Origin of the sequence: Flavobacterium quisquiliarum, from assembly GCF_019308285.1 — a bacterium.
Classification (GTDB): Bacteria; Bacteroidota; Bacteroidia; order Flavobacteriales; family Flavobacteriaceae; genus Flavobacterium; species Flavobacterium quisquiliarum.
The window spans coordinates 267,359-290,288 of record NZ_WWEM01000039.1; the positions used below are offsets into that span (position 1 = coordinate 267,359).

The window sequence follows — 22,930 nt, forward strand, 5'->3', positions numbered from 1 at the left end:
CATGAACAAAATATATTACTTAGCCTCTTGCGATACCTGTAGAAAAATCATCAAAAGTTTACCAGAAAATGATTTAGTTTTTCAAGATATTAGACAAGATCCAATTACTGAAGAACAGCTTGAAGAAATGTATAAACTTTCAGGCAGTTATGAAGCGTTATTTAGCAAAAAAGCACAATTGTATAAGTCTATGGATTTAAAGAACAAATCTTTAACCGAATCTGATTTTAAAAAATACATTTTAGAACATTACACTTTTTTAAGTCGTCCGGTTTTTATAATTGATGGTAAAATTTATATCGGAAACAGCCAGAAAAATGTTGCTGAAGTAATAAAGGCTTTGAGTTAGATAAATACTCTTTTAAATACGATTGCCCGCGTGAGGGATAGAAGGAAGCTACCGAAGTAGCCCGGATAGCCCGACCTTGTTGCAATAAAAGGGCGAATACTCACAAAGTAAGTTTGCCCTTTTATTGCAACAAGGTCACGCCCAAATCACCTTTGAAAATTGATAAAATTTTAGAAAAAAAGACATTAAACGGCTTTTCTCTTTTACAGAATAGTATTTTACGTCATAAACAGAGCAAACTTTTAATTATCTTTGCGCCTTTATACTCAATTATATGATACAATCTATGACAGGGTTTGGCAAAGCTTCTTTGCAATTGCCTACAAAAAAAATTACGGTTGAAGTAAAATCTTTAAATAGTAAAGGGTTAGATTTAAATGTAAGAATGCCATCGCTTTATCGTGAAATGGAATTAGGCTTACGAACTCAGATTTCAACAAAACTGGAAAGAGGAAAAATCGATTTTGCTATTTATGTAGAAAGTACTGCCGAACAGACTTCGACTAAAGTAAATGTTCCTGTTGTAAAGAATTATATTGCGCAATTGAGAGAGGTTTATCAAGATGCCGATGAAACGGAACTAATGAAAATGGCAGTTCGTATGCCAGACACCTTAAAAACAGAACGCGAAGAAATTGATGAAAATGACTGGGAGCAAATTCAGGTAATTATTGACGAAGCTTTACAAAACATCTTAAGTTTTAGAAAAGACGAAGGAGAATCTCTTGAAAAAGAATTCAATCTTCGAATTGGAAATATCCGTCAATATATGAATGATGCTTTGGCGCTTGATCCAGAACGTGTTCAGGCAATCAAAGATCGTCTGCAAACTGCAATCTCAGAATTACAAGTAAATGTTGATGAAAACCGTTTTGAGCAGGAATTAATTTATTATTTAGAGAAATTAGATATTACGGAAGAAAAAGTTCGCTTAACCAATCATTTAGACTACTTTTTAGAAACCTTAAACGGTTCTGAAGCCAATGGTAGAAAATTAGGTTTTATTACTCAAGAAATGGGTCGTGAAATCAATACTATGGGTTCCAAATCGAATCATGCTCAAATGCAGAAATTGGTTGTCATGATGAAGGATGAATTGGAGAAGATTAAAGAACAAGTGTTGAACGTTCTTTAAATTAAAAAAATCCCTTATTACTCTTTCTTAGGCATGAAAACTATTTTTAAAATCATGGAGAAAGTTTTCCTGCTAATCTGCATAACGATTCTAGCAGATCGCTGTAATATTCCTCCTAAAGAATTTACTCTTATAGGAAAATGGAAAGCAATAGAATCAAGCGGACTTGATGTATCCAAAATGTTTTATATTGATATTGAAGATGGGGAAGAAATAACTTTTGAGAAAGGAAACATTGCAATTGATCATCTAAAAAATAAGGGTACATATGAAGTTTTTGAAAATAATCTTCATATTGTCTTTCCAAAAGACGAATACTATTACATTATCAGTCGTCATGAAACTGACCCTGATAAAATGTATTTAACACCAACAGATGAATATTATAGCATTCTTTGTGATGAAGGTTGCGCTTTTTTATACAAAAAAATACAATAAACAATTTCAATATAAATAAAATATTGAATTAAGGCTTAAGCTCAAAAGCCTAAAATAAAAGCACATATAATGAACAAAGGAAAATTAATTGTTTTTTCGGCACCATCAGGATCAGGAAAAACAACTATCGTAAAACATTTACTAGGGAAAGAAGATTTAAACTTAGAATTTTCGATCTCGGCAGCATCTCGTGATCCACGCGGAGAGGAAGAACACGGAAAAGATTATTATTTTATTTCGTTGGAACAATTCAAAAAACACATTAAAGCCGAAGAATTCTTAGAATGGGAAGAAGTGTACCGTGATAATTTCTACGGAACCTTAAAAGCCGAAATCGAAAGAATCTGGGCAATGGGAAAAAATGTAATTTTTGATATTGATGTTGCAGGTGGATTACGTATCAAACATAAATTTCCTGAACAAACTTTAGCTGTTTTCGTAAAACCGCCAAGCGTTGACGAACTAAAACGCAGATTAAAACAACGTTCTACAGAAAGTGAAGATAAAATCAATATGCGTATTGCAAAAGCTTCTGTGGAATTGGCCACTGCTCCTCAATTTGATACTATTATAAAAAACTACGATTTAGATACAGCTAAAGAAGAAGCTTATCAACTTGTAAAGGATTTCGTAAATAAATAATTTTATTCCGCAGAGATACACAAAGAAAAAACACAGAGATTCGCAAAGCTATTTTAAAACTTTGCGAATCTTTGTGCTATCTTAGCGAATCTCTGTGAAACTTTAAAAAATGAAAATAGGCCTTTATTTCGGAACATATAATCCCATTCATGTTGGGCATTTGATCATTGCCAATCATATGGCTGAGTTTGCCGATTTAGATCAGATTTGGATGGTCGTTACACCTCATAATCCGTTGAAGAAAAAAGCAACTTTATTAGACGACCAACAGCGCCTTCAAATGGTTTTTCTGGCAACAGAAGATTACCCAAAGATAAAACCGTCGGATATTGAGTTTAAATTACCGCAGCCGAGTTATACTGTAATTACTCTCGAGCATTTAAAAGAGAAATATTCAAATCATGAATTTTCTTTGATTATGGGAGAAGATAATCTGAAAACGCTTCATAAATGGAGAAACTATGAAGTCATCCTCGAAAATCATGATATTTATGTGTATCCGAGAATTTCGGACGAACCCGAAAATGTCGAATTAAAATCGCATCCAAAAATTCATGTTATTGATGCACCGATTGTAGAGATTTCTTCTACTTTTATTCGAAACAGTATTAAAGAGGGGAAAAATATTCAGCCTTTACTTCCTCCAAAAGTTTGGGAATATATTGATCATAATAATTTCTATAAGAAGTAAATGCTTTTTTCTGCTTCAATTTTTATTCCTGAAAAACCTAAATTTTTCAATTTAACCCGATCCGAAAAATTATCATATATCTCTCTTGGGCTAATATTCGCGTATGCTTTAATTCTATTGTTAATTGAACGTTTTCTAGATTATAAACTACCCCAATATTTTTATTATCCAGTGATAATTCCTTTAATATTACAGATAGTAAGTTCTATTATTAGGTTAACTGAATTTGAAAACCTTAATGGATATTTCGAAGGAAAAATTTCATTTGAAGAAAACTTTTTAACGATAAATGAAATAGAATATAAATACTCTGATTTAGAAAATCTAGTTATTTATGGAAATTCATTTTCTGGAGAAAAAACAAAAAACTATAGATATGGCCCAATGTATGGGAATGGTGTCGAAAATTTAATCTCATTTACTTATAACGAAATTAAAATAGAAAAACACTTTCAATTAATATCAGAACGACATCTTGATCAATTACAAAATGCTTTAGTCCATATTATCACAACAGAAAAACTTCCTTATAAAAGAGAACACCTTAATTTCATCAATAAAGAATATAGATCATTTATCCTCTTCGAATTATTCATTGGAAAATTGATTAAAGAAAAAAGAATGGAATGTCATGAGGGAATCCATCTTATTGGACTTAAATCAAAAAAAGCTAAAGAATTTGAAGCAAAATACTGCAATTAAAAAAGCCTGAACTTACATTCAGGCTTTCGTTTTTAAAATTAAGCTTCGATACTTACTTCACTTTTTACTCTAGTTCTAATCTCACTCAGCGATTGATCCACTAAAAGTTTTCCATCTCTGAAAACCTCTTTCAATTCGCCTTGTTTTTCTTCTTCCCAAGACACATTATCACTTAAATGATACTTCCCGTCGATTAAATCAATTTTCATCAATCCTTTGGCTGATTTTTTCGTTCCGTCATCCGTAATCGGATCTTTGAAGATCGCTCTTCCTTCTCCGTTTACTTCTCCGTAAGTCGCTTTCATCGCGAATCCGAAAGTATCTCTGGTATTGTATTGATACGTGAAAGATCCAATTCCTAAAACGACATTGGTAGAAGCAAATCCTTTTTCTTTTAATCTTTCACAGATTTGAGTGGCTCTTGCTACCGTAATACTGTCTCCATAAATAGCACCAATCTGTGGCACCAATTCTTTGAATCCTTTAGCATTTGTTGTACCGCCAAAAACATCCCAAAGCAATTCGATTACGCCTTTCTTTTCTTGTTCTGTTTTTCCATCAGGATTTCCGCAGATAATTAGAATTGGGTCACCACTGTCAGGACGAATTACGACTTTACCTTCTCTTGAAACGATATCTTCTCTCAACCTTGGAAGATAATCCGTTAAAACTTTCCATAAATCCCAAGTATCAGAAACGATAGAAACAATTCCTTTTGGATATACTTCTGTAATTAATCTTTTGAACGTTTCATACTCCCCTTCTGTGGTTCCCATACACATTACAGAATGTTCTGTTGCGGCAACTGAACCTGCTACTAATTCCTGATCTGAATTGGCTTTGTAATATTCTTCTAAGAAATCAATAGCCGGAATGGTATCTGATCCTGTAAAGCTTAATAAATGTCCTGCCGCAGAGGTTAAAGAAGCTTCGATACCGCCCATTCCTCTCATTGAGAAATCATGCGCCTGCCAATCTACAAATTCTGGGACAGATGAAGTTTCTGAAGCATATTTATCCAATACTTTTCTGTACTCTTTTGCAATGGTTGCTGAGTTACAAGGAAGCCAGATTACGGCTGAAAGCAAAGTTTCAAAATAATTGGTCAGCCAGAAAAATTCCGGAATGGTATTGTACATCGTAAACATTGGCACTCGCAACGGAACGCTTGCTCCTTCTGGCAAAGCTTTAAAGACCATCGGAATATATCCTAAATCGTGTAAATCTTCGATATGTTTTGTACCGACTTGGTTTTCGCCCAAATAATTATTGATTCTACGAGAATATTTTTTAATTACTTCTTCTTTTGGCTGTTTGAAGAAATACTCTTCAAAATCATGAATAATGTATTTTTTAATGAAATACTGCAATCCGAAAAAGATTACCTCATCAACTTCTTCAAGTCTTGATTTTCTTGGTGTCCAGTTAGAATATACTAAACTTGTTCCATCTGGGTATTGTCTTCTGTGGTCAACTTTGTAACCATCGGTTAATAATAGTGGGTTCATATATTTTTTCTATTTATATTTTTTGTGATAATCGGTATGCTAAATCTTCAATATCATTGGATCTTGCCAAATTGTCAATCCACTTTTCTGGAATATTTTCAATTCCGTAATAAATTCCTGCCAATCCTCCAGCAATTGCACCCGTTGTATCGGTATCTTCTCCTAAGTTAACTGCTTTTAAAACTGTTTTTTTATACGAATCAGAATTTAAAAAACACCAAAAACTGGCTTCTAAACTATGCAGTACATACCCAGATGCCCGAATTTCATTTTCAGGAAATGTCCAGATATCATTTTTCAATAGCTTTTCAAATAGTTGAATTTCGACAGGATTATATTTTTTATCTTCTAAAAACTTCGAAAGAACGTTTTGCATTTCTTTATAAGCTTCGAATTTATCTTTATCTTTTAAAATCTCCAAACAATATACAACATAAATAAAGCAGGCAAACCCTGAACGAAAATGAGCGTGTGTAATTGATGAAACTTCTTTTACCTTTTTATAGATAACTTCAATATCATTCTCTTTCTGAAGATAAAAAACTAATGGCAAAATACGCATTAAAGAACCATTGCCATTATCTTCTTCAAAAAAATTACCCGAATTTCTAGCTGATTCTCCTTTTACAACTCTTGCCAAAGAATGTTTTGTAGTGCCGCCAATATCAAATACTTTGTTATGCGCTCCCCAATATCCTTCCTGCATCCATTTTACAAAAGTCAGAGCCATATCTTCTATATCGTAACCTTTGCACAGACTTTCGGCAGTACAAAAAGCTAATGAACTATCGTCGCTAAATGTTCCAGGCGGCTGATTCCAGGACATAAACCCCATCATATCGACAACTGGATCCTGTTTTAATTTTTCTCTTGATTTAAATTCAACCGGAACGCCTAAAGCGTCGCCAATTGCCAAACCAAATAAACCTGATTCTATTTTATTTTTCATGATTTTTTCCCTTCCTATTAGTCAAGCAGATTTTGAATTAATTCGTCTAAAGTTTTAAACTGCTCCACTCCATATCTTTCGCAAACAATATCAATGTTTCCTTTACGCCAAAAATCTTCTTCCACAACCACTTTCATCTTTTTAGATTGTGCATAAAGCCCAAATTCCAGTAAAGAAATAGGTGACATGGTATTGGCTACAAAATACATGATAATGATGTCGGCTTTTTCTAATGCATTAAGTTCCCAATTAACCTGCTCTTTAAAATTAGGATTTTCTATCGTTTGTGACCAACTGCTGTCCCATTCCTTTCTTCTGGGATTAAAAATAATGTATTTGTCTTGCAACTGTTCTTCGCAATGTAATTGCCAGTTAATCGCTTTATCCATTTCTATAGAACCAGCTAAAAAAATGGTTTTGACATCATTCTGAAATGGTATTTCTTCGGGTGATCTAAAAATTCTTTTCATGACTATTTATTTCTTCCTTTTTCATTTGGATAAAATGTCTGCACAGCATCACTTTGCCAAAATTGCTTCGTTTCGACATCTATACAGCTCAACTTTCCATAAAAACCTGCTCCGGTATCTATGTTCCAAACATTGCATCCCTGCATTGGAATTTCGACATCATAATTTAATGTTGGCGTATGACCAATATAAATTTCATTAAAAAGCAATAATCTTTTTGGGTATAAAATGGAATTTTTCTGAATTCTTTTATCCATTGTCAGAGCCATTTCCCACAAAGTTCTATCCCATGAATAATTGGTTTTGTAATGTTCTTTTTCTGGCCCATGCATAGATGAAAATCCAGCATGAATAAACAAATTGTTGTTTTCGTCTACAAAATAATCTTTCATTGAATTGAAGAAATCACGATGTTTTTGTTTTTCTGAAAGTTCAATAGCATCATAACTTTCTATCGTTGATTTTCCTCCGTGCAGAAACCAAATATCGTTTATAACATCATTCTCTAACCATTCCTGACACCAGACATCATGATTTCCTTTGATAAAAATGCATTCTTGTTTTTGAGACAATTCAATGAGAAAATCAATCAGTTGTTTGGATTCGCTCCAACCGTCAACATAATCACCCAAAAAAACAAACTGGTCATTTTCTGAATAATTGATTCTTTCTAATAACTGAATTAAGGCTTTTAATCCACCGTGAATATCTCCAAAAACTAGGGTTCTTTTCATTTTTAAAACTCAATATATTTTGCCGGAACTTCATCTGTCAACCAGACATTGTTTTCGGATAAATAAAATTTAAATCCGTCTCTAAACATTTCCCCGCTTCTAACAGTTAAAATCTGAGGAATTCCTCTTCTGCTTCCTACTTTTGTTGCCGTTTCTTTGTCTTTGGAAAGATGAACATGCTGACGGCTCATTTTTTTCAAACCTTCATTTCTGATATTTTCCATAAATTTTCCGACTGTTCCGTGGTACAAATATTCTGAAGGTTCTGTTTCTGCTAAGTCTAATTCAACCGAAATAGAATGTCCCTGACTTGCTCTAATTTTCGTTTTATCTTCGTTATAAGCGAAACGCTTTTTATCATTATTTTCTACAACATAATCCAAAAGTGCAGCATCGAGACGATTTCCTTTTTTAGTACATTTTGCTATTAATTCATTGACATCTGCCCAGCCATTCTCGTCTAATTTTAATCCGATTTTTTCTGGCGAATGTCTGAGCACCAGACTCAAAAACTTGCTGACGCTCTTTGCTATATTTTCATTCATTTTAATTTTTTTTTCTACCTGTGAAATGTTCCGACGGAACATCTACAAAAGTTTTTTGTAAATCTTGTAATTTTCATCATCGAAGCAGACAAATATTACCTTTTCTATTTTTTCTGATTTATCGAAATCTTTTATCGTGTTTACTGCAATTTCTGCTGCTTTATCTTTTGGAAAATGATAAATTCCAGTACTAATATTCGGAAAAGCAATAGATTTTATTCCATTTTGAATAGCCAGATTCAAACTATTTTTGTAACAGTCTGCTAACAATTTAGATTTCTCCTCTTTATCGCCATTCCAAACTGGGCCAACTGTATGAATAACATATTTAGATGGTAAATTTCCTGCCGTTGTGATAACCGCTTCACCTGTTTTACAACCGCCCTGTTTATTTCGAATTTGAACACATTCTTCTAAAATTGCTTTTCCTCCTTTTCTATGAATTGCACCATCAACTCCGCCGCCGCCCAGTAAAGAAGTATTTGCAGCATTTACAATGGCATCAACATTAAGTTCAGTTATATCTGCTTTTAGAAGTTCTAAAATCATTTTTTAAATTCATTTAATTTGTCCATTAGTCCAACATTTGAACTTACTTCTGAACGATCTGTGAAATGTACTTTTACTACTTCAATTTCACCAATAATATTAGAATTGAAATCATTTAAATCTTCAGACGGAATCCAAAGTTCATTGTGATTTTTATCGCCAACATTTTGGATTTCATACTTTTCTAGAAAAGAAGTTTTAACTTCAAAAGCAGTAATAATTCCAATAAATCCTGAAAATTCATCAACGGTATTCCATTCAAAAGCAATTTGTTCTGCATATTGCTGATTCATTACCGGATAAAAAATAGGCTGCCATTCTAATCTCGGAGGAAAGGACTTGTAACCTAAATCTGCTATCAGTTCCATTTCTTTTAATCCAACAGGTCGATATAATCTTGTTGTATCCATAATCATTTATCTCAATTCATCTCTAACTTCCATCAAAGCAAAACCCAACAAATTCAAACCTTTCCATTTTTCAGGATTTAGCGCCTGAGTATGATCGCTTGCCATTCCAATTCCCCAAATTGGATCAACTGGACTTGCTTCTACAATAACTCTCTCGTTAGTGTTTAAAAGAAAGGTTTTCAAATCAGGATTTTGATTGAATTTGTGATAGTTTCCCTCTTTTACAATTTCAAATCGGTTTTCTAACCAAATTTTATCGTCGTAATTTCTCACTTTACGACCTAACTTTTTGGCTTCGGCTGGAGAATTGCATTTTATGATTTTATCTAAAATTTCTTGGTCTTTGAATAATTCGGCTTTCTTTGCCATCATCCAGTGTTCCGCTGTCTTGTAGGTCACACCATTTTCTTGAAATGAACTTAACCACCATTGACTAAAGCAAGTTTTAGTAATCGTTCCGTCTTTACTTGGTTGATGTCCCCAGAAAAATAAAAACTTACTTTCCGGAGCTATAGTGTCTATATTGTATTTCATTTTTTCTATTTATTGAAACAAAGAAGTAATTTCTTTAAAATCTTTTGAATCGGGCGAAAATGATCCGTAAATAGAATTAAAATCCGTTGTCAGTTTTTCAAATTCATACTCTTTTTCAAGCTGATCCATGCAGGTTACTACCAAATTTCTTTTTACCATTGGACTATAAGCCGCATCTAATTTTAAAGCATAATTCAACAAATCGTAATCCAGATCCCCAAATCTGAGCTGTTTTTGATATTCGTTGAAAACACAGGTTTCTTCTTCGTTATTTTTTAATTGTATTTCTCTTTCATTCGGCATCCAGCCATGTCCGTGCCTTGTGGTGTAACTTCTGGTTATATAATAAATTTCTACTGCTTCGACCTTCAGTTTATTGCAGATTTCAACTGCATTTTTTGAAGTTGTACTGGCATAGGTCACATTTGGAAAAACGCCGTGATCCATGTCAAGCAGTATTCCCTGGCTTCCTTCAAAAATTAAATTATCGTATTTTGATAGGAAAGTATAATCGGCAATATTCCAATTTATGTTATCAACTGCCTCTAGATAAGCCTGAATTTCTTCGTCGATTCCACTTTCATTTAAAAATCCATAGTAGTATGCGATTTGGTTTAACTTTTCTAAAAGCATTTCTCGGGGCGCAATCAAGTCTATGGCAAACAATTTATATGGCCCTTCGTTTCTTTTCATGGTTGAACCAATGCCTTTTCCACAGGTTCCGTGATCAATATTTCTCACATTTCCTCGATTGTGCCAAACATCAAAAGGAGTAGTGACTTTTGCTAAGGGATGAATGTATAAATCCAGATTAGCGTTTTTTTCTTTCAATTCTTCTCTTTCATTAAATAAAAAAAGCGGATGAATTGTACAGTGTTCACTGTAATAAGAGGGAAGTCCTCGTAACGCACCACTGGCAAAACTAGAATGAACGTGTTTTTGATTGCCAATCATAACCGTATGCGCCGCCTGCTGTCCTCCCGAAAACCGAATAACTATAGATTCAGGATTTTGTTTTGCCAGAAAATCTGTTGTTATTCCTTTTCCTTCATCACCAAATCCTAAACCTATAACTATTTGTGCTGTTTTCATTTTCACTTAATTGTTGCGTAATTATTTTTAAACACATAGAATCATAGACTTTCGAAACTAAAAAAAGGCATTTCACTTGCATTAATTCACATAGTTGCTATGTGTTAGAAACTAGTTTCTTTCTTTAATCTTTCAAATTCAAAATAAAAATCTATGTCTCTATGTGTTTAAAAAATTTAAAGCATTTCTATACTATCTAAACCTGTGTCGTTTGTATCAGAAACTGGTATAGTCCCTAAACCTGAACCTGAATTTTTATGTTTATCGCAGATGATTTTCTTGATTACATTTGGAATTTCCCTGTGATCTTCTATTGATAAACAGTTTTGTCCTAACAATTCTTTCCATTCCACATCGGCATTAATCGCTTGTCCTGAATGCAAGACACTGATATGATATACATCGTATCTTTTTTGCGCTTCTGCCAATAATTCAAGATGTGTATAAGTCTGCTGTCCCTGACCCATAATTTCTTTAATTGCTGATGCAGGAAGTGTTTTTAAACCTGGCTCATCACCTACTGTAAACAACAATCCTTTTTGCCCTCTTTTTTCGAAAGCATCTGTTTTGGTATGAAAGGCTGCGAAATACCACGCTAAAAGATAACTTTCGCCGGCATTTCCTCCTCCTCCACCTTCAATATAAGTTCTTGTCAACCACATATCCAGCTCTTCGTCACCAGATTCAAATTGCCCTACTTGCAAAGGATATCTGTCACATTCGTGATCTCCGATTCCTAAGAATAAAAGTGCCGGATCCGGAACTCCGCCTTGAATAATTCCTCCCATTAATTTTGGAAGTCCTTCTTTTATCAGTTCATGCGGAATATGCCCCATACTTCCTGTAACGTCCAGTCCTAAAATAATTGGAACTGTATTGGGATGAACTTCTGAATCTCTCGCTTCTCTAAAAACCACTCCATTCGGATTCATAGATTCATGCGCCATTCTTAGTGCATTCTGTGTAAATATCTCGCTAGCTGATTTGCTGGCATATCCTACTTTTTTTGCTCTGTCTTCACGAGCCCCGAAATCATATCTTGTACCTCCCATGACTAAAATGTTTTACCAAATAAATACTCAAATCTCTTTTTTGTTACTTCAAACTGGATATTCAAATTTCTGATGGTCAGCGCAAGCTCCATATCTTTTTGTACAAAAGCTTCTGGCTGAAAATCGGCAAAGGTTAAACTGTTTTTATCCAGCGGACTAATATCGATCAATCCTTCTTGTTCTCTTTCGAGTCTTTTTATTTTTAATTCGATATCTTCGACTCTTCGTCTGTATATTAATTCTGAATCCTCACCAATTGTTTTGGCTCTGTCTTCTCTAATCTGATCATTGTTTCTTCTTAAAGATTCAATAAATCTTGGTTTTAAATCGCTCATTGTTTTGTGGTTTTTGTTTCAGGTTTTTCTTGTTTCAAGTTGTGCACTGAACTTAAAATTTGGGTTTTAAACCGGAAACAGTTAATAGTATTTTTTTGTTTCAGGTTTCAGGTTTAAAATTTCACGTTCCTAAAAGCAAGATGAAACTTTAAACTAATTGATCCAATCCGATCACTTGAACACTTTCGCCTTCAAAGTCTTTAAAAGAGTTCGTTGTAAAAATGCCGTCAAAGCAATTTAAAACTTCGAAACCTTTATTGAAAATTCCGTGGCTTACGGCTAAGTACAGTTTTCCTGCATTTTTCTTTTTCAATTCTTCGGCAAGACCAACAAAGGTTCCGCCTCCGTCACATATATCATCTACAATTAAGCAATCCATTCCCTGTAAATCCTCTTCGTACACTTTAAATCCAGATAATTTTCCTGTTTTTACATCTCGGCTTTTACTGCATTCTACAACCTCAACACCGCCTAAAAATTCAGAAACTTTGTAGATTTTCTTTAAAGCGCCTCCATCCGGAGAAATCAATTTTACGTTCTGACCAATTTTATTTAGCACTTCTTTGATAAAAGTATAGTTCGGGATTACAGTACTATTATTCAATAAAGCCGGAGTTACTTCAGAGTGTGCATCAAAAACAAACACTTTATTCAATTTCATGGCATTGATAATGTCTGCGTACACCTTTACAGATAAAGGTTCTCCAGGAATCATAACACGATCTTGTCTCGCAGCAGGGAAGTACGGAATAAAAAGATCGATGATCTTAACGTCCATTCTGCGTAACGCATCAACTGTGATACACAACAAACCTAAATCGTTGAATGAATTCAATCGGTGTGTAATCGTTACTTTCTGATTCACATCAAAATCCGGATTGATTTTAATGTGCGGTTCTCCGCCAGAAAATGTAAAACTTTGAAATTTGATTTCTTCCTGATTTTGAATCGGAGCGAATTTTGGGTCGAGATTTAGTATCATAGTTTTTTTAGTTTGCGTTAATTATACGCAAATGTAGAATTAAATTTTGAATAAACAATTTATTTTGTGTAAAAATTACGCAAAGTTATAATTTAAGATTCTTTAAAATATTCTTTTGCCAGTTTTTGGGCTATTAATTTTCGTTTTTCTTTTATCGCATTATCCTCACTATCAAAAGTTTTAACCATTTTTTGTCCTTTGGTTCCTATTCTTCCGTACTGCACAATAATATTTTTATCCTGTTGGCTTATTTCCCAAAATTTATTACTTCCGTTTGAAGTATTAAGGTATCTTTCAAAAACAACATTTCCGTTTAAATCCTGATTTTGGTTTTCTACTTCAATGGTTTCAATGTCTGTATTTAAACTTTCTATTTCTTCTTCTTCAAAGAAATATTCGTTTTTAAGTGCCGCACCGATCATTTTTAAAACTCTTGGTTTGTTTTCTATCCAGTCTTTGATGTAAATCTGACAGACATTCCAGCCGTTGTTTTTTAGAATTTCTGGTCTCAAAAGATATTGCTCCAAAATATCGTCATTGGCATAATGAACATGGTCATCAATCATAATTCCTAAAACAAATTCTTCGTCTTCGTCTGTTTTTTTGATTCCCAAATGGCATTTAAATTTACTCTGACCTACATTTTTAACTGTAGAATAGCCCATTTTAGAAATCTCATCCTGAATTTGATCGGCAATGATGCTCGAAGTTGCAGTGTTATTTTTATTGTTAATAGAATTCAGAACATTATTAGCGGCTTCTACTTGTCCTAAACTAACCAATTCGGCATATTGAAGATATTTTCTAAAATAATTAGCCCCTTCATTGTATTCGTTTTTAATGTCAAAATATTTGATCGAACTTACAACGCACATGCTTTTCTTTGCTCTGGAAAAAATAACATTCAAACGTTTTTCCCCGCCGCGTTTGTTGATCGGACCAAAATTCATCAGCATTTTGCCATTAGGATTATAACCAAAACAGGTACTCATAATAATAATGTCACGTTCATCACCTTGTACATTTTCCAGATTTTTGACAAAAAGCCCCACAAATTGATTGTTTTCAATTCGTTTATATTCTTCTTCCAATAAGTTTTCAAAAACTTTATCATCTATACAAAGTGCTTCAATAGCAGTTTCAATTTCGTTTTGCTGTTCCATTGAAAAAGCGACAATTCCTATACTCTGTTCTTTATTCTGCATTAAAATTTCGCGAACTATATTGGCAATATACTGTGCTTCTAATGTATTTGAACGATTATTATAAACACCATTTTTAATATAATGATACGATATCGGTTTAGAAAAAAGCTGTTCTAAATTAGCTTTCGCATCTTGTACCTTTTCAACAATAATAGGTTCAGAAAATTTACTATGATCTTTTAAATCTGGAATTGTAAGCAGCTTACTATCATAAAAAGAAGCATTTGAGAAACCAATTAGCGCCTCATGTTTACTGCGATAATGCCATCCTAGCATAATAGACGGAAATTTTCGCGCGCCTTGTGTCAGGAAACTATCGGCATCCAAAGAAAAATAATCATCATCTTCTTCTGTAGCATCTTTCCATAAATCATCTTGATTTCCTGATGAACTGCCAAAGAAATTACTTGGAGGCATCTGCATTTCATCACCTACAATAATGGTTTGTTTGGCTCTATAAATCGGCACAAGTCCTTCTTCAAGTGTAATCTGGCTCGCTTCATCAAAAATTACGACATCAAAATAGTTTTCGTTTACAGGTAAAGTATCCGAAACGCTCAATGGACTCATTAACCAAACGGGTTTTATTTCTCGGATAATTTGTCCTGAATCTGAAGAAGCTAAATCACGTATTGATTTAAATCTGATGCTCTTGCTGAATTCATTTTCCAGAATTTTTCTTCCTTCGGTTATTGATTTTTTTGCTTCTTTTTGATCTGCCGTCATTCCGGAAACAGACATCTCTGAAGTTAAAATCAGTTCTTTAAGATTACTGATTTGTTTCGCAACAATATATTTCCCATTCAATTCTAATAAATCGGCATACCTTTTTTTTATCCTTTGAATGGAAGTATGCAGCATATCCATGTTGAATTTTTTATGCGTATAATTTATAGCATAATACTTTTCTAATGATCTTTCCGCCAAAGTAATTTTGAGATGTTCAAGCGGGATTTTCTTTGTCTTTAACAACTGAATTACAGACGGATTTAAATCTTGAATTTCATCAAAAAAAGAAGCATATAAATCAAAATAAATCTTTTTGGAATTGATCGCAGTTATCTCATTTTCTATCTCTGATAAACTTAAATTTTCATAATTTTCGATGCTGTTAACTAAAGAAGAACTTACTTTTAAAAATAAATTCTTGAGCTCTACAACTTCTTTTCTTTCTGATTTCTCTAATTTTTCGCCAAACTTTAAAATCGTTTCATCCAGTTCTTTCTTAATCGTTTCGGTATGGTATTTCAATTCAAATAAATCACCCAGATTATATTTGCCTTCGAAATCAGTTTTTAAAGTATTGAACTTTTCTTCCTGTTCAAACTGAGCACAATAATTCTCTAGAACAACAACCAAACTCGGTTTTACAGCATGTTTATTGATATCGTAAACAGCAAGAATCTCATTTTTTGCTTTTTTATAATCTGAATTTATAAAATTAAAAAAACTGTTTTCGTTCTTTCTGATTATTTCTAAAGCGTTTTTAGCATCGGTTTCAGATATATTCGTTTTCCAATACGGATATTGTTTGGCAGACTTTTCGATGTCATTTCTTAATTTTAATAACGTCTGAACATCGTTTTCCAGCGATCTGAAAATACTGCTGTTCGGCTCTAATAATTCGGCCATATTAGCGTCAAAATAGACAAAAGTTGCCATTGCTCTGCGCAAGAATTTCTGAAGCTCAAAAAAGGTATCTATTTCTGGTGGAATGGAAATAAAATCTAATCGTTCTGAAATATTTTCTAATATCTCCTGACTGTTTTCGAGATCATTTTTTAAGTCAGATATGTTCTTGTAATTATGGAATACATTTGTTTTAAAAAAACGGAAAGGATGCACAGAAAAAAACTCAGATTGATTGGTTTCCAGATTTATCGCATACCATTTCTGTAAAACTTCCTGATTTCTATTCCAGTCCTGCAAACCAGCTTTATCATCCAGGGTATTAAGATTATCTAATAAAGCTTTGTGTGTACTAGAAACTAAAACATCAAAAAGAGATTTAATGGTCAGATTGTTTTCGGCATCAATTTCTGCATTCATAAAATCATGAAAAGATGCTACTTTATTAATTTCATTATCAATTTCGCGAACCAGTTTTACGCGGTTATCTGCTATTGCTTGAAATTTGTTTTTAGAAGCCGTAAAATCGTTGAATGTCTTTTTTAAATCTAAAATGAACTCTTTTTTATCGGCTTGAGAATCGTGAATCAAACAGCATAAATCGTCTAATCCCTGATTTTTTAAGCGATAAAAAACCACATCGAGCGCGGCACGTTTCTCGCAGACAAACAGTACTTTTTTCCCTCGGGCAACATAATTAGCAATTAAATTGGCAATAGTTTGCGATTTTCCGGTTCCTGGCGGTCCTTGAATAATATAACTTTCGCCGGTTTCAGAATATTTTACCGCATTGTTTTGTGTCGGGTCACTCGCCACAACATTAAACGTTTTGGTAAAACTATTTCCTGATTCCAGTTCGTTTTTAAAATTTTTCTGCGCTAGAGAATCAAACAGATTTTTGAAAACATTACTTTCTATATCGCTCTCAATAACCTGATTGTAATCGCGCACAAGAGACATTTTTTTATAATTAAAATTACCCAGAATCAAATTACAGGTATCAAACTCCCAGCGAAAAGGATTTATATCACCTTCGTCAAGTTGGTAAAACTCTCTTTCTATCGTTTTGTTTTCATTAAAAAAATGCGCATTTCTTTTTATATCACTATTTATCAAATATTCTAAAGAAGAAGCATGTGTAAAAACATAATTACGAAATAACTCTAACCCATACGGCTGAAAATTTTCCTGCTGATACGAATAACTCAAACTGCGCTGATCCTGAATTGCTTGTTTCTTTTTTGAGCGTTTATTAAACTGTGTCAGAATTTGTTTGGCCTGAGAATAGATTAGTTTAATTTTGGGTTTGTCAATATAATCCAAAACAATTCCTGAATTGTTTTTTTCAACCTGCACACGCAATAATTCATAAACCGATTCGATTTTAGTTTCAGAAAGCTGAATTCTTTCTGGAAGTCGAATGTCGTATAATTCTTTGAGGACATTTGCCAGAACTGGATTTACCTCAACTTCAGAATCCAGAAATTCTAAAGAATATTGATCTTTCAAGCCTTTTTTCTTTGTAAGTGTTACAGAGGCCAAAAGCAAAGGCGAAACTATTTTCTCTGAACTATTTTCTTTTGTGTTAAACCAGTTCAGATTACAAATAACCAATTTTAACTGGCTGAAACCATATTCATTAATATCTTTATTGGCTTCTAAACGTATTTTATCGAGAGTGGGCACAATATACGTATTGTCTCCAATTTCTAAATATTTATTAAGCGAAATAGTACTGGTTTTGCTTATTTTATTTGATATTTCCTCATTCCAGTAGAAAATAGAATTCGGATCGATATTTTTATAATCTAAAGCTTGCGGTACGGAAGAAACCGTAAGATTTAAGAATTTTAAATTGGGCTGAAAGTATAAAAGTCTGTTGCGTTTGCTGTTATCAAATAATCTATTACGGAGTTTTTCGTGAATAAACTGTTTTTTATTCTGAACTTTAGAATCAATCAGACTCGATAAATCGTATTCATTTTCAGGATCGTAATCTCTGTAATTTTTAAGTTTTTCGATTACTTCATTAACATCTTTCCATCTTTTATTTCGGTTTAATTCGGTCATTCCGAGAATAATATTCGCAATTGCAGGATTTATTTTACTGTTAAGAAAATACATTTTCTTGCGGTATTCTACAAAACGCTTTACATCGTCAAGAACTGTAAAATCAAATTGAAGCGTGATACTGGCCAAAATCATTCCCAAAACAAAAATATCCGTTACAGGATCATGATGCCCAAATTCAAATTCAAAACAGCCGTAATCTTTTACATAAATAGCTTTTTTAGTATTTGTTTCTTCGTTTTCCGAAACACTTTTATCACCAAATTCACTTACTACATTCTCGCCTATCTCAGTTGTATTATAATGAAGTCCTGAAATTTCGAATGCCTTGCTTTTACTAGTAAACAATTCCTGAATTGGTTTCAAATTTTGTTTTACTTCAAATGCATTATCGGCAATATGAAGGTGTCCGTTTTCGATATAAATCGAAGAAATATTGTCTAGCGAGGCTACTTTTCCCTGATTATGGATAGCAGAAACTGTTTTTAGTAAAGGCAGTATTATCGCAATAATATCATCGCTTGAAAATGTCCCTTTTTGAAAATTTTCGGAAATGAATTCGTAAAAAGCTGATTCTTTTATTGGTGCAGCCATCTTAATAAGTATTTTCGAGATCAGATTGTAAAATAGTGTTTAATGTCGCAGTACACTTTTGACTAAAAGTTTTATACGTCTTGTCAGTGAGATTTAATTCCTTTTTCAAAATCACCTTTATCTCCTCTTCAAGTCCTAATTGTTCAGAAATATCCAAAATATGCCCTATAAATGCTTCCTTGAGATCAGGATCGCATAGTGCAAAATCCAGCATTACATAACCATAGTACTCTTTTAGATTTTTCCTGCTGTTTTCTATTTTTAGTTTGAATGTCTCATCAATAATAATATCATTTTTTCTGTCTGCATTAGAAAAATACTGTTTGTACATCGCAATACAATATTCAGATTGTGCCCATTTTGGTTTTAAAATAATCGATATTAATTCTTTTGTTACATCAAAAACCAATTTTTTGGTAAATAAATTTAATTGATGAAGATCGATTTTGCCTGAAATAATTTTCTCTGTTTTAGAATAAAAATTGGCATTATCATTTTGAAAAATTTCTAATGACTTAGCACGAATAAAATTTTCGGGATGTGTTTCGCCTTCTGAACCTTTTTGGATTCTTTCGAGAATTTCGTCGGCTTGTTTTAAATAACTTTGGGCAGAAACTTTTTCTAAACCTGTATTCAATTTAACCAAAGTTTCAATTGTAGTTTCCAGACTTCCGCTCACTTTTAGCGCGCCGAGATCACAAAATAATTCAGTATAAAGCTGATATAATCTGGATGTTTCGTAATAAAACAATTCACTTTTAGGATCGCTGGCAATAGTATTTATGATTCTGTTTGTGATTTCAAAATCGCCATTTTCTAAATTAAAAAGCAAAATATGCGACAATTCATGCCCGAATAAAACCAGTAATTCCTCCTCATTCAGCAATTTTAAAATAGTTCCGGAAAGAATAATATGTGCTTCTTTTTCAAAAAAAACAACTCCTGCATTATTGCCATCCATAGATTGCGACTGATAAATCGTAATCGGAATAATAATCCCCAATTTATCTTTTGCAACTTGTAAAATTTCATACACTTTTGGTTCCGTCTGCGGATCTATGCGATAGGAATTTTTTAGTAAATCGGTTTTGTATGCTTCTTGTTGTTCTACTTTTACTTTTTCTTCAGAGAACCAAGACCATGTTTTATCTTGTTTCTTGAAATAATCTCTTAAATCAGAATGAAACGGAAATGGTTTAATCATAATGTTATTTTAAGCAAATTTTATTTCGAAATGAAAGCCGTCTTTTGCCAAATCATTATATTTCTTCTTATTAAATCGAAATAATTTGGCAGGACGTCCTGTTTTTATTGGCGAATAATTTTCTGTTTCTTCTACAATTCCAAAACTGAGTATTTTTTTTCGGAAATTACGACGTTCTATTTCTTTTTCTAAAATGGTACAATAAAGATTCTCAAGATCTGAAAAAAGGAATTCTTCCGGTAATAAATCGAAGCCAATTGGTTCGTAAGTCAATTTTGCTTTCAATCTTTCAATTCCTTTTTGAAGTATACTATTATGATCGAATGCCAAAGGTGGAATTTCATCAATCTTAAACCATTGTACTCTTTCAGCATCTGTATCTGCTTTGATTTCTAAATTGGAAGCATCTACTAAAGCATAATAAGCAACAGAAATTACACGGTTTCTGGAATCTCTGTAAATATCATCTCCAAAAGTATATAACTGTTCCATAAACGTAAGCTGTACATTGGTTTCTTCGTGCAGTTCCCGAATAACCGCATCACTCAGAGATTCTGAATTCTGAACTAAACCGCCCGGTAAAGCCCAATATTTTTCTGAAGTTCCAAATTGCTGTTCAATCAATAACGCATACAAATCATTGTTTTTATAACCAAAAACAATCGCATCAACCGCAATTCTAATATTTTGCAAATTTTCCATAATCTAAAATCGTATCAAACAAATATAACGAATGAGAGTCAATTTTATAATCTAATGCAAAAGCATAAATTATAAAACTGACTCTCACTAAATATCTTTTTCTTTTTCGGTTATCTAATTTACCGTAACATTTTTCTTTGGGCTTACAGTACAACTTCCTCCGTCTTTGGAAAGTGTTACATCTGCTTTTACTTCAAATGTTCCAGTCGCACTGTAAGTATGCGATACAGCTCCGGTAGTTCCAGTTATAGTTTGCGCAGGAGTTCCGTCTCCAAAAGTCCATTTTACAGAAGTTACGGTATTGCTGCCGCTATATTGAATAGAGTAATTAATTATTTTCGAATTTGTTCCATCTGGCGAATGTTTTAATTCGGTTAAAATAGAATCACCAAAACAGTCTACAATTGCCGCATCATCGCTCTTACTGCAAGAATTGATCATAAAAAACACCATGGTAAACATTAAAACTGTTGCAATCTTTTTCATAATTGGAAATTTTAGTGGTTTGTATTCTCAAATTTATTCTTTTTAAAAGACATATTCAAAAGAATAAGAAAGAATTTTCACTCGAAAGACAAGGGTAATCAATTGATAAAGTGCATCATAAACGATTTCCAAAAAACAACTTCAGTTCTTTTTCAATGATATCAAAAAACGATTTTAAGTTGTTATTCTTCGGAGCCAATAAATACACGAATTCTTCTGGCACATGAAAACTGTTCCACAATAACTGTAGTTTATTCTTTTTAATAAATTCTCTCGCGTTACAATTCCATGTAGCCGCAACTCCTTCATTTTTGCCTAAAAGACGAAGCATTTCTGATTCTGAAGGAATAATATAATTAGGAACCATCGAAGGTCTTTTTTTATTGAAAGCATGAAGCCAAAACACTTTTATATGCGGAATTCTCGCATCATGGCTGTACCACTTTTGTGCATTGAGCCACTGTTCGATTTCAGTAAAATTATCTGATTTTAATTTCTGACGGAATTCAGTTATATCCAAAGAAGTTGGAGCAACTAATATCAATTTGATTTTTCCAACAACTTCGTAAGTTGTATCAAACGTATCAAATCGTTTTGTGGTAATGGCAAAATCTAATTTTTTAGCATCAACTAATGCAAAGAGTTCATCGTTTTCTGCGAAAGTAAAATCGATTAAATCAAATTTTGAAATCAGGAGATTTCCAACACACTCAAAAAGATGTTTCGAAATGCCGACAGATATTAAACGATTCGCATCTTCTGCTTTAGCTCTGAAACTAGTTTCGACACTTTCGAGACGATCAAGCGCATCTATTATCAAATTATTCAGTAACTTAGCGTATTCTGTTGGTTCAACGCCTTTTGATTTTCGGTTGAATAATTTATTACCAACATGCGCTTCTAACATAGAAATTTGCTGACTAACCGCAGGCTGACTCATAAACAACTCTTTGGCGGCTACTGAAAAATTACCATTTTTATAAACCGCCTTAAATGTTCTGTACCATTCAAGATTTACCATGATATAAATTTGTTTATAACAAACATAGTTTATTTTATTTTTACTGATATCACATAAGCCGTAAATTTGTTCAAAATTTAATCTTATGAAGAAAATAGCATTACTCGCAATAATTGCATTTACAGCTGTAAGCACATCTGCTTTGGCTCAAAAATCAAATAAAAAAAGAATGAAAAAAGTATTATTTGTTGTAACCAGCAACGATAAGCTGGGCAATACAGGAGAAAAAACGGGATTCTGGTCTGAAGAATTTGCTGCTCCTTATTATGAATTATTAGATCAAGGTGTTGAAATTACAATTGCGTCTCCCCTTGGAGGACAACCGCCAATTGACCCAAAAAGTGCTGATCCTGCTTCGGCAACAGAAGACACCAAACGTTTTGACGCTGATAAAGTTTTACAAGAAAAATTAAAAAACACTTTAAAACTATCCACTGTTAATCAAAAAGATTATGACGCTGTATTTTATCCAGGAGGACATGGTCCGCTTTGGGATTTGGTGCAGGATCAAAACTCTATTGCTTTAATTGAATCCTTCTATACGCACAATAAACCAGTAGCTTTTGTTTGCCACGCTCCTGCTGTTTTGAAAAACGTAAAAGTAAAAGGGGAATATTTAGTAAAAGGTAAAAAAGTAACCGGATTTACTAATGATGAAGAAGAAGCGGTTGGTTTAACAAAAGTGGTTCCGTTTTTATTAGAAGACGCTTTAGCCTCAAACGGAGGTATTTTTTCTAAAGGACCAAACTGGCAGCCATATGCAGTAGAAGACGGACTTTTAATTACAGGTCAAAACCCGGCATCATCTAAATTGGTAGCTGGAAAATTATTACAGAAATTGAACTAAAGATTCTGAGATACTAAGTTGCTAAGGTTCTAAGATTTTAGCAACTTGGCTTTTT

Annotated in this window: 24 protein-coding genes; 7 read left to right on the forward strand and 17 right to left on the reverse strand. The window is 33.1% G+C overall.

Translation table 11 applies throughout. The features are described 5' to 3' along the window. Position 1 precedes the first annotated feature (1 nt). The 6 genes from GSY47_RS23040 (at position 2) to GSY47_RS23065 (ending at position 3,957) form a co-directional block, all read left to right on the forward strand. Positions 2–349, forward strand: a complete 348-nt coding sequence (locus GSY47_RS23040) for an arsenate reductase family protein (protein ID WP_179004168.1) — start codon at positions 2–4, stop codon at positions 347–349. Positions 350–623: 274 nt separating this feature from the next. Beyond that, a complete protein-coding gene (locus tag GSY47_RS23045) occupies positions 624–1,484 on the forward strand; it encodes a YicC/YloC family endoribonuclease (RefSeq protein WP_179004166.1) in 861 nt (286 codons plus the stop codon). Positions 1,485–1,538: 54 nt separating this feature from the next. Beyond that, positions 1,539–1,922: a hypothetical protein gene (locus GSY47_RS23050; RefSeq protein WP_179004165.1), complete on the forward strand. Its 384-nt coding sequence runs from the start codon at positions 1,539–1,541 to the stop codon at positions 1,920–1,922. A gap of 69 nt (positions 1,923–1,991) precedes the next feature. Beyond that, the gene (gene gmk / locus GSY47_RS23055; RefSeq protein WP_179004163.1) at positions 1,992–2,564 is read left to right on the forward strand and encodes a guanylate kinase; all 573 of its coding nucleotides are present in this window, start codon (positions 1,992–1,994) and stop codon (positions 2,562–2,564) included. Between the two features lie 109 nt (positions 2,565–2,673). Continuing rightward, on the forward strand, positions 2,674–3,255 hold the full coding sequence (nadD, locus tag GSY47_RS23060; protein ID WP_219071547.1) for a nicotinate (nicotinamide) nucleotide adenylyltransferase: 582 nt from the start codon (positions 2,674–2,676) through the stop codon (positions 3,253–3,255). Continuing rightward, positions 3,256–3,957, forward strand: a complete 702-nt coding sequence (locus tag GSY47_RS23065; protein WP_179004161.1) for a hypothetical protein — start codon at positions 3,256–3,258, stop codon at positions 3,955–3,957. It begins immediately after the preceding gene. Between the two features lie 38 nt (positions 3,958–3,995). Here the strand turns inward: GSY47_RS23065 and GSY47_RS23070 are convergent, their stop codons facing one another. The 17 genes from GSY47_RS23070 to GSY47_RS23150 all read right to left on the reverse strand — a co-directional run bounded on the left by GSY47_RS23070 (position 3,996) and on the right by GSY47_RS23150 (position 22,028). Then, positions 3,996–5,465, reverse strand: coding sequence for a nicotinate phosphoribosyltransferase (locus tag GSY47_RS23070; protein ID WP_219071548.1), 1,470 nt, complete (start codon positions 5,463–5,465; stop codon positions 3,996–3,998). A gap of 13 nt (positions 5,466–5,478) precedes the next feature. Beyond that, positions 5,479–6,414, reverse strand: a complete 936-nt coding sequence (locus tag GSY47_RS23075; protein WP_179004157.1) for an ADP-ribosylglycohydrolase family protein — start codon at positions 6,412–6,414, stop codon at positions 5,479–5,481. 17 nt (positions 6,415–6,431) lie between these two features. Further along, positions 6,432–6,884, reverse strand: a complete 453-nt coding sequence (locus GSY47_RS23080) for a nucleoside 2-deoxyribosyltransferase domain-containing protein (protein WP_179004155.1) — start codon at positions 6,882–6,884, stop codon at positions 6,432–6,434. A gap of 2 nt (positions 6,885–6,886) precedes the next feature. Further along, positions 6,887–7,618, reverse strand: a complete 732-nt coding sequence (locus tag GSY47_RS23085) for a metallophosphoesterase family protein (RefSeq protein ID WP_179004153.1) — start codon at positions 7,616–7,618, stop codon at positions 6,887–6,889. Positions 7,619–7,620: 2 nt separating this feature from the next. After that, positions 7,621–8,163 (reverse strand): RNA 2'-phosphotransferase, encoded by a 543-nt coding sequence (locus GSY47_RS23090; RefSeq protein ID WP_179004151.1) that lies wholly within the window; start codon positions 8,161–8,163, stop codon positions 7,621–7,623. A 42-nt stretch (positions 8,164–8,205) separates the two neighbouring features. Next, entirely contained in the window at positions 8,206–8,712 is a 507-nt protein-coding gene (locus GSY47_RS23095; protein WP_179004149.1) for an O-acetyl-ADP-ribose deacetylase, read from the reverse strand. After that, complete coding sequence (locus GSY47_RS23100) at positions 8,709–9,122, reverse strand: ADP-ribosylation/crystallin J1 (protein WP_179004147.1); 414 nt, start codon at positions 9,120–9,122, stop codon at positions 8,709–8,711. Before GSY47_RS23100 ends, GSY47_RS23095 begins: the two co-directional genes overlap by 4 nt. 6 nt (positions 9,123–9,128) lie before the next feature. Then, positions 9,129–9,656 carry an NADAR family protein gene (locus tag GSY47_RS23105; protein WP_179004145.1) on the reverse strand — a complete coding sequence of 176 codons (528 nt, stop codon included), beginning with the start codon at positions 9,654–9,656 and terminating at the stop codon, positions 9,129–9,131. A 9-nt stretch (positions 9,657–9,665) separates the two neighbouring features. Then, the gene (locus tag GSY47_RS23110) at positions 9,666–10,748 is read right to left on the reverse strand and encodes an adenylosuccinate synthetase (RefSeq protein WP_179004143.1); all 1,083 of its coding nucleotides are present in this window, start codon (positions 10,746–10,748) and stop codon (positions 9,666–9,668) included. A gap of 176 nt (positions 10,749–10,924) precedes the next feature. Further along, positions 10,925–11,800 (reverse strand): hypothetical protein, encoded by an 876-nt coding sequence (locus GSY47_RS23115; protein ID WP_179004141.1) that lies wholly within the window; start codon positions 11,798–11,800, stop codon positions 10,925–10,927. Between the two features lie 2 nt (positions 11,801–11,802). Then, a complete protein-coding gene (locus tag GSY47_RS23120) occupies positions 11,803–12,135 on the reverse strand; it encodes a hypothetical protein (protein ID WP_068842008.1) in 333 nt (110 codons plus the stop codon). A gap of 148 nt (positions 12,136–12,283) precedes the next feature. After that, positions 12,284–13,117 carry a ribose-phosphate diphosphokinase gene (gene prs, locus GSY47_RS23125; protein WP_179004139.1) on the reverse strand — a complete coding sequence of 278 codons (834 nt, stop codon included), beginning with the start codon at positions 13,115–13,117 and terminating at the stop codon, positions 12,284–12,286. A 92-nt stretch (positions 13,118–13,209) separates the two neighbouring features. Next, positions 13,210–18,615: an AAA domain-containing protein gene (locus tag GSY47_RS23130; RefSeq protein ID WP_179004137.1), complete on the reverse strand. Its 5,406-nt coding sequence runs from the start codon at positions 18,613–18,615 to the stop codon at positions 13,210–13,212. Position 18,616: 1 nt separating this feature from the next. After that, complete coding sequence (locus tag GSY47_RS23135; protein ID WP_179004136.1) at positions 18,617–19,819, reverse strand: M48 family metalloprotease; 1,203 nt, start codon at positions 19,817–19,819, stop codon at positions 18,617–18,619. A gap of 9 nt (positions 19,820–19,828) precedes the next feature. Next, complete coding sequence (locus tag GSY47_RS23140) at positions 19,829–20,521, reverse strand: NUDIX hydrolase (RefSeq protein ID WP_179004134.1); 693 nt, start codon at positions 20,519–20,521, stop codon at positions 19,829–19,831. Positions 20,522–20,635: 114 nt separating this feature from the next. Beyond that, a complete protein-coding gene (locus GSY47_RS23145; protein WP_179004132.1) occupies positions 20,636–21,007 on the reverse strand; it encodes a PKD domain-containing protein in 372 nt (123 codons plus the stop codon). 115 nt (positions 21,008–21,122) lie between these two features. Next, positions 21,123–22,028 (reverse strand): LysR family transcriptional regulator, encoded by a 906-nt coding sequence (locus tag GSY47_RS23150; RefSeq protein WP_179004130.1) that lies wholly within the window; start codon positions 22,026–22,028, stop codon positions 21,123–21,125. 85 nt (positions 22,029–22,113) lie between these two features. Between GSY47_RS23150 and GSY47_RS23155 the strand changes: the two genes are divergently transcribed. Then, positions 22,114–22,875, forward strand: a complete 762-nt coding sequence (locus GSY47_RS23155) for a type 1 glutamine amidotransferase domain-containing protein (protein ID WP_179004128.1) — start codon at positions 22,114–22,116, stop codon at positions 22,873–22,875. Positions 22,876–22,930 lie beyond the last annotated feature (55 nt).

Coding starts and splice junctions, on each gene's coding strand:
- GSY47_RS23040 (WP_179004168.1), top strand. CDS start 2: ATGAACAAAATATATTACTTAGCCTCTTGCGATACCTGTAGAAAAATC.
- GSY47_RS23045 (WP_179004166.1), top strand. CDS start 624: ATGATACAATCTATGACAGGGTTTGGCAAAGCTTCTTTGCAATTGCCT.
- GSY47_RS23050 (WP_179004165.1), top strand. CDS start 1,539: ATGGAGAAAGTTTTCCTGCTAATCTGCATAACGATTCTAGCAGATCGC.
- gmk (WP_179004163.1), top strand. CDS start 1,992: ATGAACAAAGGAAAATTAATTGTTTTTTCGGCACCATCAGGATCAGGA.
- nadD (WP_219071547.1), top strand. CDS start 2,674: ATGAAAATAGGCCTTTATTTCGGAACATATAATCCCATTCATGTTGGG.
- GSY47_RS23065 (WP_179004161.1), top strand. CDS start 3,256: ATGCTTTTTTCTGCTTCAATTTTTATTCCTGAAAAACCTAAATTTTTC.
- GSY47_RS23070 (WP_219071548.1), bottom strand. CDS start 5,465: ATGAACCCACTATTATTAACCGATGGTTACAAAGTTGACCACAGAAGA.
- GSY47_RS23075 (WP_179004157.1), bottom strand. CDS start 6,414: ATGAAAAATAAAATAGAATCAGGTTTATTTGGTTTGGCAATTGGCGAC.
- GSY47_RS23080 (WP_179004155.1), bottom strand. CDS start 6,884: ATGAAAAGAATTTTTAGATCACCCGAAGAAATACCATTTCAGAATGAT.
- GSY47_RS23085 (WP_179004153.1), bottom strand. CDS start 7,618: ATGAAAAGAACCCTAGTTTTTGGAGATATTCACGGTGGATTAAAAGCC.
- GSY47_RS23090 (WP_179004151.1), bottom strand. CDS start 8,163: ATGAATGAAAATATAGCAAAGAGCGTCAGCAAGTTTTTGAGTCTGGTG.
- GSY47_RS23095 (WP_179004149.1), bottom strand. CDS start 8,712: ATGATTTTAGAACTTCTAAAAGCAGATATAACTGAACTTAATGTTGAT.
- GSY47_RS23100 (WP_179004147.1), bottom strand. CDS start 9,122: ATGGATACAACAAGATTATATCGACCTGTTGGATTAAAAGAAATGGAA.
- GSY47_RS23105 (WP_179004145.1), bottom strand. CDS start 9,656: ATGAAATACAATATAGACACTATAGCTCCGGAAAGTAAGTTTTTATTT.
- GSY47_RS23110 (WP_179004143.1), bottom strand. CDS start 10,748: ATGAAAACAGCACAAATAGTTATAGGTTTAGGATTTGGTGATGAAGGA.
- GSY47_RS23115 (WP_179004141.1), bottom strand. CDS start 11,800: ATGGGAGGTACAAGATATGATTTCGGGGCTCGTGAAGACAGAGCAAAA.
- GSY47_RS23120 (WP_068842008.1), bottom strand. CDS start 12,135: ATGAGCGATTTAAAACCAAGATTTATTGAATCTTTAAGAAGAAACAAT.
- prs (WP_179004139.1), bottom strand. CDS start 13,117: ATGATACTAAATCTCGACCCAAAATTCGCTCCGATTCAAAATCAGGAA.
- GSY47_RS23130 (WP_179004137.1), bottom strand. CDS start 18,615: ATGGCTGCACCAATAAAAGAATCAGCTTTTTACGAATTCATTTCCGAA.
- GSY47_RS23135 (WP_179004136.1), bottom strand. CDS start 19,819: ATGATTAAACCATTTCCGTTTCATTCTGATTTAAGAGATTATTTCAAG.
- GSY47_RS23140 (WP_179004134.1), bottom strand. CDS start 20,521: ATGGAAAATTTGCAAAATATTAGAATTGCGGTTGATGCGATTGTTTTT.
- GSY47_RS23145 (WP_179004132.1), bottom strand. CDS start 21,007: ATGAAAAAGATTGCAACAGTTTTAATGTTTACCATGGTGTTTTTTATG.
- GSY47_RS23150 (WP_179004130.1), bottom strand. CDS start 22,028: ATGGTAAATCTTGAATGGTACAGAACATTTAAGGCGGTTTATAAAAAT.
- GSY47_RS23155 (WP_179004128.1), top strand. CDS start 22,114: ATGAAGAAAATAGCATTACTCGCAATAATTGCATTTACAGCTGTAAGC.